At 66.8% G+C, this 16,413-nt stretch carries 11 protein-coding genes and 4 pseudogenes; 7 read left to right on the forward strand and 8 right to left on the reverse strand.

All coding sequences use genetic code 11. From position 1 onward, the window contains the following. The 4 genes and pseudogenes from U9R90_RS03030 to U9R90_RS03045 all read left to right on the forward strand — a co-directional run. Window positions 1-948: PmoA family protein (locus U9R90_RS03030; protein WP_411054795.1), on the forward strand; the 948-nt coding region annotated here is incomplete at its 5' end. After that, a complete protein-coding gene (locus tag U9R90_RS03035) occupies window positions 945-1,721 on the forward strand; it encodes a cupin domain-containing protein (protein WP_411054796.1) in 777 nt (258 codons plus the stop codon). The genes U9R90_RS03030 and U9R90_RS03035, both read left to right, overlap by 4 nt. A 6-nt stretch (window positions 1,722-1,727) precedes the next feature. After that, a pseudogene (locus U9R90_RS03040) lies at window positions 1,728-1,964 on the forward strand (hypothetical protein); the annotation flags it as partial. A gap of 754 nt (window positions 1,965-2,718) precedes the next feature. Beyond that, window positions 2,719-3,789 (forward strand): tyrosinase family protein, encoded by a 1,071-nt coding sequence (locus U9R90_RS03045; protein WP_411054797.1) that lies wholly within the window; start codon window positions 2,719-2,721, stop codon window positions 3,787-3,789. Window positions 3,790-3,856: 67 nt separating this feature from the next. Here the strand turns inward: U9R90_RS03045 and U9R90_RS03050 are convergent, their stop codons facing one another. Then, window positions 3,857-4,303 (reverse strand): TIGR03618 family F420-dependent PPOX class oxidoreductase, encoded by a 447-nt coding sequence (locus U9R90_RS03050; protein WP_411054798.1) that lies wholly within the window; start codon window positions 4,301-4,303, stop codon window positions 3,857-3,859. Between the two features lie 299 nt (window positions 4,304-4,602). On the opposite strand from U9R90_RS03050, the gene U9R90_RS03055 reads away from it, so the two are divergent. Further along, the gene (locus U9R90_RS03055; RefSeq protein ID WP_411054799.1) at window positions 4,603-5,343 is read left to right on the forward strand and encodes a class I SAM-dependent DNA methyltransferase; all 741 of its coding nucleotides are present in this window, start codon (window positions 4,603-4,605) and stop codon (window positions 5,341-5,343) included. A gap of 48 nt (window positions 5,344-5,391) precedes the next feature. On the opposite strand, the pseudogene U9R90_RS03060 reads toward U9R90_RS03055, so the two are convergent. The 4 genes and pseudogenes from U9R90_RS03060 to U9R90_RS03075 all read right to left on the reverse strand — a co-directional run bounded on the left by U9R90_RS03060 (window position 5,392) and on the right by U9R90_RS03075 (window position 9,003). After that, window positions 5,392-6,243 (reverse strand): annotated as a pseudogene (locus tag U9R90_RS03060) (IS5 family transposase). Window positions 6,244-6,291: 48 nt separating this feature from the next. Beyond that, window positions 6,292-6,621 (reverse strand): annotated as a pseudogene (locus U9R90_RS03065) (transposase); the annotation flags it as partial. Continuing rightward, the gene (locus tag U9R90_RS03070) at window positions 6,533-6,970 is read right to left on the reverse strand and encodes a helix-turn-helix domain-containing protein (protein ID WP_411054800.1); all 438 of its coding nucleotides are present in this window, start codon (window positions 6,968-6,970) and stop codon (window positions 6,533-6,535) included. The gene U9R90_RS03070 and the pseudogene U9R90_RS03065, both read right to left, overlap by 89 nt. Before the next feature lie 1,259 nt (window positions 6,971-8,229). Then, a complete protein-coding gene (locus U9R90_RS03075; RefSeq protein WP_411054801.1) occupies window positions 8,230-9,003 on the reverse strand; it encodes an SDR family NAD(P)-dependent oxidoreductase in 774 nt (257 codons plus the stop codon). Window positions 9,004-9,304: 301 nt separating this feature from the next. Here U9R90_RS03075 and U9R90_RS03080 point away from each other — a divergent pair, with 301 nt between their 5' ends. Further along, entirely contained in the window at window positions 9,305-10,600 is a 1,296-nt protein-coding gene (locus U9R90_RS03080) for a hypothetical protein (protein ID WP_411054802.1), read from the forward strand. Between the two features lie 63 nt (window positions 10,601-10,663). Next, window positions 10,664-11,460, forward strand: a pseudogene (locus U9R90_RS03085) (IS5 family transposase). Between the two features lie 121 nt (window positions 11,461-11,581). On the opposite strand, the gene xdhC reads toward U9R90_RS03085, so the two are convergent. Genes xdhC through U9R90_RS03100 form a run of 3 tightly spaced genes read right to left on the reverse strand, consistent with a single transcriptional unit; the run spans window position 11,582 to window position 16,249 of the window. After that, window positions 11,582-12,391 carry a xanthine dehydrogenase accessory protein XdhC gene (xdhC, locus tag U9R90_RS03090; protein WP_411057618.1) on the reverse strand — a complete coding sequence of 270 codons (810 nt, stop codon included), beginning with the start codon at window positions 12,389-12,391 and terminating at the stop codon, window positions 11,582-11,584. Window position 12,392: 1 nt separating this feature from the next. Beyond that, window positions 12,393-14,771 carry a xanthine dehydrogenase molybdopterin binding subunit gene (xdhB, locus tag U9R90_RS03095; RefSeq protein ID WP_411054803.1) on the reverse strand — a complete coding sequence of 793 codons (2,379 nt, stop codon included), beginning with the start codon at window positions 14,769-14,771 and terminating at the stop codon, window positions 12,393-12,395. Further along, a complete protein-coding gene (locus U9R90_RS03100) occupies window positions 14,768-16,249 on the reverse strand; it encodes a xanthine dehydrogenase small subunit (protein WP_411054804.1) in 1,482 nt (493 codons plus the stop codon). The genes xdhB and U9R90_RS03100 overlap by 4 nt, the downstream gene beginning before the upstream one ends. Between the last annotated feature and the right edge of the window lie 164 nt (window positions 16,250-16,413).

The raw sequence follows: 16,413 nt of genomic DNA on the forward strand, positions 1-16,413 counted from the left end.
CCCGCCCCGCACGGGCTCCGACTCGGCCCCGACGACGACAGATCGCTGCGGATCACCCAGGGCGGCCACACGCTGGCCCAGTACGTCCACCGGCCGACCGACCCACCACTCGAGTCGCCCCGGCCCTACTTCCACCCACTGCGGACCCTGGCGGGGGACCCGGTCACCTGCTTCCGCCCCCATGACCACGTCTGGCACCGGGGCATCGCCTGGTCCCTGCCCAACGTCGAGACGGAGAACTTCTGGGGCGGGGTCACCTATCGGCGCGGCACGGGCTACGCCCAGTACGACAACAACGGCGCCATGGTCCACGAGGGGTTCGAGCACCTCCGTACCGAGGAGAACGGGCTCCAGGTCGCCGAGCGGCTGCGCTGGGTCACCCAGGGCGGCGAGAAGTGGTTCACCGAGCGGCGCCGCCTCGTCGCCACGCTGCTGCCGGACGCCGACGCCTGGGCCCTCGTCTTCGAGACGGCCATGACCAATGTGCGCGGCCGCCGCACGCTGATCGGCAGCCCCACCACCGAGGGCCGCGAGAACGCCGGATACGGCGGCCTGTTCTGGCGCGGCCCGCGCTCCTTCACCGGGGGCGCCGTCCACGTCCCGGGCGTCTCGGGGGGCGACGATCTGATGGGCGTCCGGTCCCCCTGGCTCGCGTTCACCGGTGTCCACGACGGCCACGGCCGCTCCTCGACCCTCGCCTTCGTGGACGCCCCGGGCAACGAACTGGCCGGCCCCGTCCGGTGGTTCGTCCGCTCGACACCGTTCGCCTGCGTCTGCCCCGCGCCCTTCTTCGACACGGAGCTCGCGGTCGAGGACGGGGAGGCCTTCGTCCGCCGGTACGCCGTGGTGATCGCGGACGGCGACCGGGGCCGTACCGGAGCCGAACAGCTCGCCCACGCCGGAACCCTCGCCCTGGATCTGCTCGGCGGACGGGCGGCTGGCCGATGAACACCTCCGCCTTCCCCGGCGCCACGGCCGTGACACATCTGCGCGTGTACGACTGGGAGTCCCCCGACGGACAGCGCGGTGGCAGCCCCCACCTGCACACCGTCTCCGCCGAGGGCTACGTGGTCCTCGGCGGCACCGGAGCGCTGGAAACGCTCGGTGCACACGGCTACGCGCGCACCGAGTTGGAGCGCGGCACACTGCTCTGGTTCACACCGGGCACCGTGCACCGCCTCGTCAACACCGGCGGCGACCTGGAGATCCTGGTCATCATGCAGAACGCGGGCCTGCCCGAGGCGGGCGACGCTGTGCTGACCTTCCCCGAGGACGTCCTCGCCGACCCCGCCCGCTACGCGGCGGCCTCGGCACTGCCCGCCACCGCACCCGGCAGCCCGCCGGACGGCCCCGACTCCCCCACCGCGCGGGCCGCCCGCCGACGCCGCGACCTCGCGGTCGAGGGATACCTGGCGCTGCGTGCCCGGATCCTGGCCGAAGGACCGCAGGCGCTGCGCCCGCTGCACGAGGCAGCCGCACGCCTGGTCGCCCCACGGGCGAAGGACTGGCGGACGCTGTGGCAGCACGGAGCGGCCCAGGAGTCCCGGCGCACCAGCATCGAGCTCACCCGGCTCGCCGACGGTGCCGATGCCGCCCATCTCTCGCACGGCACCCTGCACGCCGCGCCGCGTACGGCAGGTCCTCCCCGGTACGGAATGTGCGGGCGCCTGGAGACCTGGAACCTGGGCGCCGCCCGCGCGTACCCCCTGCCCCTCACGTGAAGAAGCCGCGCCGGGCTGATGCGCGGCAACACCGGGCCCGCGCTTCTCTTTCTGCGCCGGTACGAGCGCACCAGCACGCCAGCCCGGCTCGAACTCGCCGGCGCTGCCCTGCGCTCGGACCTCGCGCGATGCATCCGTACCGGCAACGGCTCACTCGCGGTCGACGAAGGCTGGCGCACCATGCCATACCTCGGAAACGGCAGCATCGGCATCGGCGCCGTCCTGGACGACTACCTCGCCCACGCGCCCGCGCCAACTGTCCGTGAACCTCGCCACCGGAACAAGCGGGCGGCCTGCTCGCCCTTGCCACCGCCCTCGGCGACCGCCCCGCGCGGCTGCGAGCCTCCCCTTGATGAGCGGCATCCCTCGTTCGGACGTGCCAGTTCGCACATCCGCTCGGCGATCGAGACGCTGAAGCAGGGTGGTCATTTCAGCCCCCCGGTGGCCAAGGCCGACATCGGGCCTCTAGCGGGAAGAGTCCTCATGACCACAGCGACAGCCGGCAGCGCAACGGTCGTGCTGACCAAGGGAGGCGCATCCCTGGTCGATCTGCTCATCGACACCCCGGAGCTCAAGATCATCGTCACCGGGCCGCGGATGCTCTTCGACCACCTGAACTTGCTTACCACCCTCTCCCCTTTCGAAGGCTGTACCGCATCGCGTCTCAAGGAGCTCGCCGACAGCCTGGAGGGGACCGTTCACTGCGGCCTGATCGGCGTGCGGCAGGCCGAGATCGGGGTCAATGCGTACCGCTCCGGCGGAATCCTTCAGATCGGTCTCGGACCTGCGTCGATGTACCAGAGCGAGTTGGTGCTGCGTACGAGGACCGGAGAGTCGTTCCGGGCCTTGATCAACCGACTCCTCACCAACGATCCGTCGCGCTCCTTCTTCGTCGGCCTGCACGGCGTGCCAGCCGCAGGCCACCTCGAACACCAGCATCCGCCCGGCGGCGGACACCAGGACGATCAGGAGCACCACCACGGTGAGAGGGGCGGCCATGGACGTCCGTAAGAGCGCGGTCGATCTCTCCGACCAGGAGCGGGACAAGCTCCTTGAAGCGATCATTCGCCTCAAGCACCACCCCGCCCCAGCCGGACCCGCCGGTCCGACCGGAGCCAGCATTTACGATCAGTTTGTGGCCCTGCACGGAGCCGTCTTCGCGGTCGTCGCGCCTGGGCTCCCGCCGGGGACAACCGTCAACTTCGGTCACTGGGACATCGGCTTTCTGGCCTGGCACCGCAAGTACCTCAGAGAGTTCGAGAAGGCCCTTCAGGCGGAAGTCGCTGGTGTCACGCTGCCGTACTGGGACTGGACCGACCATGTCGGCGCGGTCAACAAGCTGTTCACCAAGGATTTTCTCGGGTCATTGCGCTCGGGGGCACCCGGCCCGGTGACCGATGGCGTGCTGCGAAACCCCGTCCCCCTCGCAGACCGGCCGGCGTGGTGGCCGCCCGATCTACCAGGTGCGGAGGGGTACGCGATCCACCCGCTCCTGGAAGACACGTTCGGCACCACCCTGGCCAGAGGGAGCGTTGGGGGCGGCTGGCCCCCGAGTGCGGCGCAGATCGATCAGCTTGAGCAACTCGTGCTCGAACCGCCCAACACTCACCCGCTTTGGTTCTTCTGGACGGTCCTGGAGCATGGCCATACCGCGATCACCCCTCGCACCCACGACAGCGGGCACAATTTCGTCGGGGGGCATATGAGTGGCGGCTTCTCCCCCAACGATCCCATTTTCTGGCTCCACCACTCCAACGTGGACCGGCTGTGGGCCAACTGGCAGGCACGGCGGCTCAACGATGTCCCCGGTTCCAAGCCGGAGGACCACTATCCGCCGGCGCATGAGCTGTCCCCTTTCACGCTCACAGAGGCGCCCTTGGGACACCGTCTGGACGATCAGATGTGGCCCTGGGTGGGCGGCGCGCCAGGATTCGACACCGCTGCCCTGGCCCCCGAGGTGAAGCCACTCCTGCCGGATTTCTCCGGCGTCCCGGCACTCACCGTGAGGGAGACGCTCGAAACGGAGACCATCGATGCTGAGGGCTACCGCTACCAACCTCCACCATGACCATCACCGCGCCGGGCAGGGCCGGACCCTGGTGGTCTGCGGCCAGGGCCGCACGGGCCGCTGGAGCTCAGGGAGTTGGGGCGGGGCCGCCGGGCCGGAACTGCTCCACCCCGACGATGTGCCGCACCTTGAGCGGACGTACGATCACCGCGACCCGCTGCTCCCCCGGCATGATCCACTCGAACCGCTCGCTGCCCAGGTACTTCCGGGCCAGCCGGTCCATCCGGTCGTGCGCCTCCTCGCCCTCGATGAAGCGGGCCACCTCGCCACTGATCTGTACTCGGTCGAAGGGGTCGACGGCGTCCGCGTGCGAGAGGTAGACACGGGGGTCGCGGCGCAGGTTCTCTTCCTTCACCCGGCCCACCGAGGTGTTGAACGTCAGCTCACCCTCCCCCTCCAGATCCACCCACATCGGGCTGACCTGCGGCGCTCCGTCGGCGAACACGGTGCCGACGTACCAGATGTGCGGGGCCCGCAGCCGGGCGCGGACGGCGTCGTCGAAGGTCGCAGTCATCCCGCGAGGCTACAACCTGATCGGCAGGGCGACTTAGAACGACTAACGAAATGATCTTCAAGTTGGTTGGATCATTCCGGGACTGATGATCCGTGAGTGTGCGGTGGCGTGGCCGAAGCTGTGGGAAGTCGACGACGAGCGGTGGGCGGTGCACGCTGTGCCGAGGAGAACGACCGCACCACTGCCTCGAGCCGGAGGGTGCCTTGGAAGGTCCGTACCAGCTCGCCCCTGTGTGATCGGGGCCGGTGGAAGGTAAATGCGTCGACAGCGCCCGTCGGCACCCGGCAAAGTGGCCGCCCGTGACGAGCAGTGAGCTGTGGACCCGTGCGACCGCCGGCCGCTATGACGCCGAGGAGACCGAAATGTCCTCGGCTGCCGTTCTCGGACCGACTCTCGCCTACCTCGCCGAGCTCGCCGGAGATGGCCGGGCACTGGAGTTCGCCATCGGGACCGGACGAGTAGGCGTCCCGCTCCGGGAACGCGGCGTGCCGGTAGTGGGCATCGAACTATCCGAGCACATGGCAGCAGTGCTGTGGCGCAAGATCGACGAGAACGCGCTCCCGGTAGTCATCGGGGACATGGCTACCACCGTCGTCCCCGGGGAGTTCACCCTGGTCTATCTCGTCTACAACACCATCACGAACCTGCTCACGCAGGACGAGCAGGTCGAGTGCTTCCGCAACGCCGCGCGTCATCTGGAGCCCGGCGGCCGATTTGTCATCGAGCTGGGCGTGCCGCCGCTGCGGTTCCTGCCGCCCGGCCAGGTCGCGGTGCCGTTCGACGTCTCTGAGCAGCATCTCGGCTTCGACACCTTCGACCTGGTCGAGCAGGTTCTCGTCTCGCACCACTTCACCCGCGACGGCGACGATGGCCCCTACCGTCGCGGCAACTCCCGGCACCGGTTTGCCTGGCCGGCAGAGCTCGACCTGATGGCACGGATCGCTGGGCTCGAGCTGGAACGTCGCGTCGCGGACTGGGACGGGGCGCCGTTCACCCAGGACTCGGCGAAGCACATTTCTGTGTGGCGCAAGCCAACCTGAGGTCGGGCCACCGGGCTGTCAACGTAAGCCGTGCCTGTCCTGAAACTCCTATCGGGAGTTCAAGCGTCGCCAGCAGATCAGTGCGCATCCGAGGGTGAGGAAGGCTTCGTGGATGTCGTCGCGTATCTCCCAGCGGATCCGCAGGCGGCGGAACCCGTGCAGGTGGGCGAATGCTCGCTCAACGACCCAACGTTGGGCGCCGAGTCCGGAGCCATGCTCCGCTCCTCGGGGGCGATCAGCGGCTTCACGCCGAGATTCCAGACCAGTCGGCGGTATTTGTCGTGGTCGTAGCCGCGGTCTGCGAGCACCACGTTCGGGCGGCGCCGGGGCCAGCCTCGCTTGCCCCGCACCGGCGGCACGGTCTGAAGCAGTGGGATCAGCTGGGTGACATCGCTGCTGTTGCCTCCGGGCAGGGTGGCGGCGAGCGGAATACCGGTGGCGTCGGTGATCAGGTGGTGCTTCCTGCCCCGGTCGACGGGGCTTCGTCCGGTCTTGGATCCCCTTTAGCGCCCGGATGCGGGAGCCGTCGACCGCCACCCGGGAGAAGCCCAGGGCGTTCGCGGCGCGGAGCTTGGCGAGGAGGGCCTCGTGCAACTGAGGCCAAACTCCGGCTTCGGTCCACTCGGCCAGCCGGCGCCAGCAGATCATGCCCGAGCCGAAGCCGAGTTCCTGGGGCAGGTGTTCCCAGGCGATCCCGGTGTGCAGGACGAACTGGATGCCCTGGAATACCAGCCGGTCCGGATGACGCTTCTGAGGTTTTCGCTTCAGGGTGACGTCATGACGGTGTCCAGGTGAGGCCGGTCTCGTCGATGAAGCCGTCGAGGAGACCGGGCCGGTACTGCATCTTCTTCGGCCGAGTGCGGGTGAGGTCGGCGAGGGCGTCGACGGCGCAGGCCGCAAGGTTGCCCAGGTCGCTTTCAGGTTCGCCCACACGCCTTCGGCCGGGTTCAGGTCCGGGGCGTAGGCCGGCAGCCGCAAGACGGTCAGCCACCCGCCGCGGGCGACCAGTAACTCGCGCATTAGCGCGTCCTCGTGCTGGGTGGAGTTGTCCCAGACCAGCACGATCTTCCCGCCGAGCTGCTGATGGGCGGCCTCCAACAGCTCAGCGAAGTCTCGCTCCCTGACGCCGTTCTTCCCGCCGCGCCGGCCGGGGTGGTGCACAAGCATCCGGTAGATCAGGCGAGTCCGCTCACCTGGCTTCGCGCAGACCATCCCGGCGACCGAGCCCCGCCCCGATCCCTTCCCCGACACGTTGACCTGCGGCGGCACTCCGATACGGGACCAGGTGCGGGCCTTGGGCGGGCAGAGCGCCCGGCCCGACTCGTCCTCGAACACCAGCCACGCATCCTGCTCCCTCACCTTCTTTCCACGCGCGTCCAGGTCTCCTCCCGCCACTGCCGCACCTGTTCCTCGCCCGTTCGGTGGCCCGAAGCACCGGGACCTGGACGGAAAGGCCCATCTGCCGCTGGATCCTCGACAGTTGTGGCTGGCTGAAGCGCACGTGGAAGCGGCGGGCGATGAGCACCGAGACCCGAGCGAGCGTCCACCCTTGGTCTTCCGTCCAGCCGTGCGCGGCCGGGCCCTGCTCCAGAGCGCGGGCCAACCAGGCCCGCCAGACCGGGGGCATCCGCGACGCCACTCCCGAGGGCCCTCTGGAGCGCGGGGCGTCCGTGCCGCCCTCCCGCCAGGCGGCGTGCCAGGCGTACGCGGACTTCCGCGACACCCACAACGCCCGTGCGACTGCGGAGGCTTCAAACCCGCAGCAAACATCTCAGCGGCCTGGAACCGCACCCGCTCCCGCCGGGCCCGCTCCACCGCGGTCAGACCACCCCCATCGGGATACCTCACGCCACCGGATTACACCCACCCACAGCAGCCGCAGCACCCCAAAGCGAAAACCTCAGAAGCAACCCAGTGGCACCCCACTCATACCAGTGACACTACCGATCAGATTCACCTGCGCTCACTGAACCAACCAGCGAACGCAGTGTGGTGCTGGAGGCAGCGAATTTGACGCCTGAACTGTTCCATCACTCCGATGCCTTTGCGTAGTTCGCCAGATGCTGGCGCCAGCGGCGAAGGCCAGCTATCGTCGCATTCGGAGGACTTGGGAGGTGTCGTCGACATCCCACGCGTACCGGATTCCCGTCGATCAAAGCTCCAATTCCGTCGATTGGTGGCTCACCGTGCCGAATTTTGGTCTGATATTAGCCATAGAGGAAACCCAATCAGACGCCATAATTCATTACGCACAGTCGCTCACCATTGGGGCAAATAGGATCATGTCACTAGAGTCACCGAACCTGCCGCATGTGACGGTCCTGCATTTCTCTTCAAGCGAATCAGACGCCATCAGGCTATGGGAGGATACTACTCGCGAAAAAGGTAGGGGACTTACAGATTTCAGAGTGTTCGGTTTGAGTTACGTGCCAATCGATGAGGGAAATTTCTATGTCCCTACGGGTGGCATTGCAGTCGCCTTGAACGTTAGCCCCGAAGCCACGCTAACGAATCTTCACAACAGTGCTCTTGAGAGAGCAAGCGAGGTTGACGCTACTAGCCTGGGTGCGGTAGGTGAAAGCTACTGGCCCCACGTCACCCTCGGCGTTTTCCGCGACCAGACGGTCACTCTACCCCGCTTCGACAAACGAATATTCGAAACCGTCTTTCATTCAAGCCTTACTCTTGGGGCTCTAAGCCCACATGGGACATTCTTTCATGTCATTAGACGCGAGTCTGGCCGAGCTCATTGAACCGGACTTGCATTTGCCCCCAGAGCAGGGTCGGCCAAGCAGTGAACAGCCTTCAGCCAGGAGTGAACTCAGCTCTATCGAGTTGTCTCAATAGCCCAAATCCATCCCGCCGTCAGGCGACCAACCCAGCCACTTACTGAGCCAAGTACCCGCCATCCACCGGCAAGACCACTCCGGTAATGAAGGATGCCTCGTCTGAGGCAAGGAAAGCAATTGCCGCGGCCACTTCACGCGGCTCTCCCAGCCTCCCTATGGGATGGACTCTGACCATCGATGCGATGTAGGCATCCCCGCCAGGTGAATCTCTCAGTTCTCGAACGCGTTCGGTCATAATAGTTCCGGGTGCCACAGCATTTACCCTGATCCCCTCACCAGCACATTCCACTGCAAGGTGCTTCGTCAAGCCTGAAGCCACGAACTTCGCTGGCCCGTACACCACCTGGTTCCGTTGTCCCGCTACGCCAGAGACGGAGGATGTGCAGACGATCGCCCCTCCGCCACTCTTGCGCATCTCTTCGATTGCGTACTTGCAACAGAGGAACATCCCTTTTCCGTCGATCGCCATTACTCTTTCCCATTCTTCGGGAGTGGATTCGGAAATCCCGGTCAGCGGGATAATTCCTGCGTTCGCCACGAGAACATCAAGACGGCCCCCTAGCTTCGTGGCAGTAAGGATCGCGTGCTGGACGTCACTCACTTTCGAAACATCACCAGAGACCACAGAGATCTTCAGGCCCTGGTTATCCAATTCTTCCTTGAGGTTGATCAGCCGCGGCTCGTTCCGGTCCATGGCCACGACGGCTCCGCCTTCGCGTACGAGCACCTTGGCGGTCGCCCGCCCAATTCCGCTCGCTGCGCCTGTGACCAGGCATGATTTCCCTGCCATGCGGGATTTTGTGGCGCTCATCGGCTCCCCTTCGCCAGATGCGGGAAGTATGCCCTATACGCTACGCCCAGACATCGATGAGAGAAGTCGCCGTGCAAGTCCATGCTCCGCGTGGGCACCGTCATCGCGTACTCACTCGCCGCACTGGTAAACAACTCCCCCTTGAGTTTCTCGATCGCCAGGGAAGTAGTTTGGATCGAGAGTCAAACGGGGCCATGGCCTAGACAAGCCTGCCATGCATGTGCTATTTCAATGTCCCGATCTCAGGTACAGGTCACTGAGATCTAAAAGAGCGAAGCCTCACATGACAGTTCCACCGCTCTTGGCTCAGTACTATGATTCTGTCCGCCAACGCAACATGCTTCTCGGATCGAGTAATGATGTGGCGCGACTGGTGCGGCCTCACGTCGACGTGTCGGTCATTGGGCAGTTGCGCTGGGATGCCATTCGTAGCCCTCGGCGACTGCAGACTCATGCCCAACTTCTGGACGGATGTCTCTTTCACCTGATCGCCAACGATCGATACGTCGATCGCATCAGCGGCGTCTTGAGTGGGAGGACGCGAACTCTCCCATTTGAAGTCACAGTCTCCGGCGGCAGCCTGGAAGATTCGTTACGGGACATGTTATCGCGGCCATTCCTATTCTCATCGCTGGCTGCCACCCGGCCTCAACGCATAGCTCTTCAGGAAGCTCTGGAAGCGAGCGCTACCCTTGATGAAGTCGACCGCCGCTGCGCGCGGGATGGAGTAGTGGAAGGACTTTTTGGCCTCATCAAAGATACGGGCATCGTTCCTGTAACCGAATGTGAACGCCTCCGCGACTCATGGCGCTACTGGGTCGACGCAGAGCGTCATGGCACTCTGGTCACCCGCCCTGCGCAGCCATACGGGGATGACACGCAGTCCTTTGCCATGGAGGGCTTTGCGGACTTGGCCCTGCTGACCCCGGCCGGGCGGTTCGTCGCTTCCCGCATCGTCTCGCCTGCAACACTGGACGTCCGGACGGGGACACGTCGCCGAAGCCTGGTATGGCGAGAAATAGAGCGCCTCAATCAGGCCGATACCGCGGAGCGAAGCGATGCGCTTCAGCTCAAGCTTGCCTTCGACCGCTGCTACTACCGCACGATCGCCCAAGCCGAACACGCTATGTTCTCCAGTGAGGACTCAACGGCTCTGCGAGGTGTTCGGCGAAAAGCGTCACTCAGATTGAGGGATCCAGCCCGGACCGTCATTTTTCCGCACAACTTCCAGGAACAGCTCGGACGAATGACCGCTGAGCAGTGGGCCGGGTTCCTCGAAGATTTTAGTGAGGAGCTGCACAACTGGTGGGAGAGCTGGGATGTGGAGAGCCTCCAGGAGATCGGCAACAGGCTCCGTAGCCCGGCTGTCTCTCCCCGTCCGAGCACCTCCATGTACGTCAATGCTGTCATCAGCGTGGGCAGCGGCACCGCTTCCACTCTGGCGGACCCTTCCACCCAGGGCATGATGATCGGCGGAGGCGTGAGCCTCGCCACCTGGGTCATTGCTGGCCCGGTGGCGCAACGGATGCAGCAATGGTCCAGCGATCGCCATGCCCGATATGACGTGGTAGAAGTCCGACATGCCGAAACGGACTAAGACCGTGTCCTACGTGGTGAGGCGGATGTTGGTAGGGCGCTAGGAAGGGGGACATGGAGTTGGATTGTTCCGGACGGGCTGTGGGAGATCGCGAAGCCGCTGATCCCTCCGTCAAAGGTGCGGCCGCAGGGCCGTGGAACACAGGACCCCCTGATGAAGCGCTGTTCGCGGCCATCATCTACGTCCTGGTCAGCGGCTGCGCCTGGCGCCAACTGCCGCCCTGCTTCGGCATATCGAAGTCGACCGCTCACCGCCGATTCCTGATCTGGTCGAGATCGGACATCCGGGGCCGACTGCACGAGGCCGTGCTGCCATCTGCTCGACGACGCCGGCCTCATCGACGTCACTCGCGTCGTGCCGGACACCTCCCACGTCAGGGCTAAAAAAAAGGGGGGCGAACACACAGGTCCAAGCCCCGTGGATCGGGGCAAGCCGGGTTCCAAGATGCACATCTTGGCGGACGCGAACGGACTGCCCCTCCTGGGAGGCGTCTCCGCCGGCAACACCCACGACAGCGAAGGGCTGAAGCCGATGGTGGAGGGTCACCGAACGAGACACGCCCCCCACAAGGCTGGCACTTCAAGCCCCAGCGCCTGCACGCGGACAGAGCCTACGACCGCGCCGACCTGCGGAGATGGCTACGCGGCACGCGCATCGGAGTCCGGATCGCCCGCAAGGGCATCGAGTCCAGCGAAGATTGGGTCGCCGCCGCCGGGTCACCGAGCGGACCATGTCCTGGCTGTCCGGCTACCGACGTCTCAGCCCTCGCTACGAGCGCGGTCCCCGCAGCTACATGGGCTTTCTCGGCCTCGCCGCCGCCCCTGTGCTGCTACAAACGACTCGTCCGCCTCACCACGTAGGACACGGTCTTAGGCATGACCAGCCTCAACAGGGGCGGCGAAGCCGGCAGTTGTGCCGAAGGGGTGCCCCGCGTACGCGAACGCACGTACGCGGGGCACCCCTTGGGGTCCGGCGGGAGAGTCAGTCCCCCTCGGATTCGAAGGCGCGCAGCAAATCGGCGGCCACGCTCACGGCGATCGTCGCGGGTTCCTTGCCGGTGATGTCAGCCAGCCCGATCGGGGTCTTGATCCGATCGATGGTGGCCTCGTCGTGACCGCCCTCGGTGGAGAGGCGTTTGCGGAACCGCACCCACTTGGCGGCCGACCCGATCAGCCCGATGGAGCCGAGATGCGCCGTCCGCAAGGCGGCGTCGCACAGAGCGGCGTCCTCGGCGTGATCATGGGTCATGATCAGAATGTGGGTGCCGCGCGGCAACTCCTCAAGGACCTCCTCGGGCAGCAGCGGCGTGTGGTGCACGTGCACCTGCGCCACCGAGTCCGCCAGCACATCGAGCCGCTCCTTGGTGAGCATGTCGGAGCGGCTGTCGATCAGATGGAGGTCGAGGTCCTGACGGGCCAGGATGCGCGCCAGTTCAAGACCGACGTGTCCGACGCCGAAGACCGCCACCGCCCGTACCACCGGCAGCGGTTCGAGCAGCACCGAGACCGTGCCGCCGCAGCACTGCACGCCATGCTGGTTGGTCACCTTGTCGTTCAGGGCGAAATCGATCAGCTCCGGCTCCGCCTTGGACGCGGCGATCATCTCCCGGGCCCGGTCGATCGCGACGGCCTCGCAGTTGCCGCCGCCGATCGAACCCCATGTCTCGCTCTGCCCCACGACCAGCTTCGCACCGGCCTTGCGCGGGGCGTGGCCGCGCACGGTCGCGACGGTCACGAGGACACCGGGTTCCCGGCGTTCCCGCAACCGCGCGACCGCGGCGATCCATGTCATGTCAGGCACCGCTCAGCACTTCTTCATCGGTACGGAACCGCTCGGCATCGCCCTGGCGCGCAGCCTCGATCGCCCAGAACACCGCCTCCGGCGTCGCGGGCGAGGCCAGCTCGACGCTGACCCCGCTCGGCCCGAACGCGGCGGCGGCCTGCCGCAGCGCCTCGCGCACCGAGAACGCCAGCATCAGCGGAGGCTCACCCACCGCCTTCGACCCGTACACCGCGCCCTCTTCGGTGGCGTTCTCCAGCAGCGTGACGTTGAACTCCTCGGGCATCTCCGAGAAACTCGGCAGCTTGTAGGTGCTCGCCGCCTGGGTAAGGAGACGGCCGCGGTTCGGCCCGTCACCGGTGTCCCAGCGCATGTCCTCAAGGGTCAGCCAGCCCGCGCCCTGCACGAAACCGCCCTCGACCTGGCCGATGTCGATCATCGGGGACAGGCTGTCGCCGACATCGTGCACGATGTCCACGCGCCGGATGCGGTACGCGCCGGTGAAGCCGTCCACCTCCACCTCGGCCGCGGCGGCGCCGTGCGAGAAGTACTTGAACGGCGAGCCCCGGAACGTCTTCGCGTCCCAGTGCAGACCCTCGGTCCGGTAGTACCCGGCCGCCGACAGCTGAACGCGCTGGAAGTACGCGGTGCGCACCAGGTCGTCCCAGGCCAGCTCGGTGTCGCTGCCGAGGGTGCGCGCGACGCCCTCGACGATGCGTACGTCCGAGGCGTTCGCACCCAGCTGGGTGGCGGCCACCTGCAGCAGCCGCTCGCGCAGCTGCTCACAGGCGTTCTTGATCGCCCCACCATTGAGGTCCGCCCCGGAACTGGCGGCGGTGGCGGAGGTGTTGGGCACCTTGTCGGTACGTGTCGGGGCGAGGCGGACCTTGTGCAGCGGGATGCCCAGCGTGGTCGCGGCCACCTGCATCATCTTGGTGTGCAGGCCCTGGCCCATCTCGGTGCCGCCGTGGTTGATCAGGACGGAGCCGTCCTTGTAGATCAGCACCAGCGCGCCGCCCTGGTTGAAGGCCGTGAGGTTGAACGAGATGCCGAACTTGATGCCGGTGATCGCAAGGGCCCGCTTGGTGTGCGGGTGCGCGGCGTTGAAGGCGGCGATCTCGCGCTTGCGATCGGCGATGCCGCCGTTCTCCTGGACCTTTTTCCAGACGGCGGAGATCCGTTCGGACTGGGTGACCGGCTGTCCGTACGGCGTCGTCTGGCCCTGGCCCGGCTGGTAGAAGTTGCGCTCCCGCAGCTCCATGGGATCCAGGCCGAGCTGCGGCGCGCAGCGGCCCAGGATGTCCTCGATCACCAGCATGCCCTGCGGTCCGCCGAAGCCGCGGAAGGCGGTGTTGGAGACCTTGTTGGTCTTGGCGATGCGACCGGCGACGCGGGCGTTGGGGATCCAGTACGTGTTGTCGATGTGGCACAGCGCACGGGCGAGGACCGGCTCGGAGAGGTCCAGGCTCCAGCCGCCGTCCGCGGTCAGGGTGGCGTCCAGGGCCTGGATACGGCCCTCGGCGTCGAAGCCGATCTTCCACGTGGCGTTGAACCCGTGGCGCTTGCCGGACATGGTCAGGTCCTGCGTCCGGTTGAGCCGCAGCCGGACCGGCCGGCCGGTCAGCTTGGCGCCGAGCGCGGCGACGGCCGCGAACCCGTGCGGCTGCATCTCCTTGCCGCCGAAGCCGCCGCCCATCCGCAGACACTGCACGGTCACCTCGTGACTGTGCAGACCGAGGACGTGCGCGACGATCTCCTGGGTCTCCGAAGGGTGCTGAGAGCTGCTCTGGATGAACACCTGCTCGTTCTCGTCGACCAGGGCCAGCGCCGCGTGCGTCTCGAGATAGAAGTGCTCCTGGTCGGAGAACTGGAACTCGCCGGTGAACACATGCGCGGAGTCGGCGAAGCCGGCGTCGACGTCGCCGGTCACCATCATGGGCCGGGCGCCGTGGAAGCTCTCGGCCGCGATCGCGTCCTGCAGCGTGATCAGGGAGGGCTGTTCGTCGAGTTCCACCTCGACGGCCGCCGCGCCGATGCGGGCCGCCTCCAGGGTCTCGCCGAGCACCCAGGCGACCGCGTGGCCGTGGAACATGACCTCGTCGGGGAACAGCGGTTCGTCGTGCTTCATACCGGCGTCGTTGACGCCGGGCACGTCCGCACCGGTCAGCACGCGGACCACGCCGGGCACGTCGAGCGCGGGCTCGGTGCGCAGCGCGGTGATCCTGCCGCGGGCCTTCATGGCCTGGACCGGGTAGGCGTGCAGCGCGTCCTTGGTGCGCTGGACCAGGTCGTCGGTGTAGAGCGCGGTGCCGGTGACGTGCTGGAAGGCACTCTCGTGCGGCATCGAGACGCCGACGACAGGCTTTTCGGGGCGCTCGGACAAATGGCTCATGAGGAAACCGCCTCAGTGGTCTGCGCGTACAGCTTCTGCAGGCTCTGTCCGAGCATCGCGGAACGGTAGAGGGAGCTGGCGCGATGATCGTCCATGGGGGTGCCCTCGCCCCGCAGCACCCGAGCCGCGGCCTCGACGGTCTCCGCCGCCCACGGCTCGCCTTCCAGGACCGCCTCGGTGGCGAGCGCACGGATCGGGGTGGCGGCCACGCCGCCCAGGCCGATGCGTGCCTTGCGGACGATCCCGTCCTCGATGTCGAGCGCGAAGGCGACCGCCACGCTGGAGATGTCGTCGAAGCGCCGCTTGGCGATCTTGTGGAAGGCCACGACCGGCGACAGCGGCAGCGGAACGCGCACCGCGCGGATCAGCTCGCCGGGACGGCGCACGCTCTGCCGGTAGCCGGTGAAGTAGTCCGCCAGCGGGACCACGCGCTCACCGTCGGCGTCGGCGAGCACCACGGATGCCTCAAGCGCGAGCAGCACCGGCGGGCTGTCACCGATGGGTGAGCCGGTGCCCAGGTTGCCGCCGAGGGTCGCACCGTTGCGGATGAGCCGGGATGCGAACTGCGGGAACAGCTCTGCGAGGAGCGGGACATCGCCGTCGAGGCGGCGTTCGATCTCGGTGAGCGTCAGCGCCGCCCCGAGCTCGATGTAGTCGGACTCCACGCGCAGCTCGCGCAGTTCGGCCAGCCGGTCGATGGCGACGACACAATCCGCCCTGCGGGAACGGATGTTCACCTCCACTCCGTAGTCGGTCGAGCCGGCGACCACCACCGCGTCGGGCCGTTCGCGCAGCAACCGCAGCGTTTCGGCCAGGGTGTTCCTGCGCAGGAACGTGCTGTCGTCCTGGGCGTATTCGGTGGCGACCGGTGCGGGCGGGGACTGCTCGCGACGCTGCGCCAGCGGGTCCTCGCCGGTGGGCGTACCGACGGCGTACGCGGCATCGCGAATCGGGCGGTAGCCGGTGCAGCGGCACAGGTTTCCACTCAGCGCGTGCAGGTCGAAGCCGTTCGGACCGTGCTCGGCATCGGTGGTTTCGGCCGGGTCCACGCTGTCGGCCGAGTCCGCGTGTGCGCAGCGGTCCGGCCGGTAGTACTCGGCGGCCATGCTGCAGACGAATCCCGGTGTGCAGTAACCGCACTGGGAGCCGCCGCGGACCGCCATCTCCTCCTGCACCGGGTGCAGGGCGGGCGGCGTGCCGGGATCGCCGGCGGTGGCGAGGCCTTCGGAGGTGACGATCTCCTGACCGTCGAGTGCCGCGGCCGGGACGAGGCAGGCGTTGACCGCCACCCAGTCGGTGGGCTTGTTCACACCGGGACGGGCCACCAGGACCGAACAGGCGCCGCATTCACCCTCGGCGCAGCCCTCCTTGGTGCCGGTGAGTCCGCGATCGCGCAGGAAGTCCAGCACTGTGGTGTGGGGAGCAGCCGGTGAAAGCGGTGTTTCTTTCCCGTTGACCGTGATTCGCGCCGCTGTCATGACAGGCCTTCGTTTCGGTGCGCGCTCCGTCGATTCATCATGTTCGGCAATTTTGTGCAGCTTTCTGTGTTCAGGTGCGCCACGGGAGAGGAGCGGGCGCAAGAGGGCACGTAACAGCGACGTGCCGAAAGGGGGAGACGGGAGACCCGGAATGTGCCACAGAC

This window comes from Streptomyces sp. E11-3, from assembly GCF_046540415.1.
In the GTDB taxonomy this organism is placed as follows: domain Bacteria; phylum Actinomycetota; class Actinomycetes; order Streptomycetales; family Streptomycetaceae; genus Streptomyces.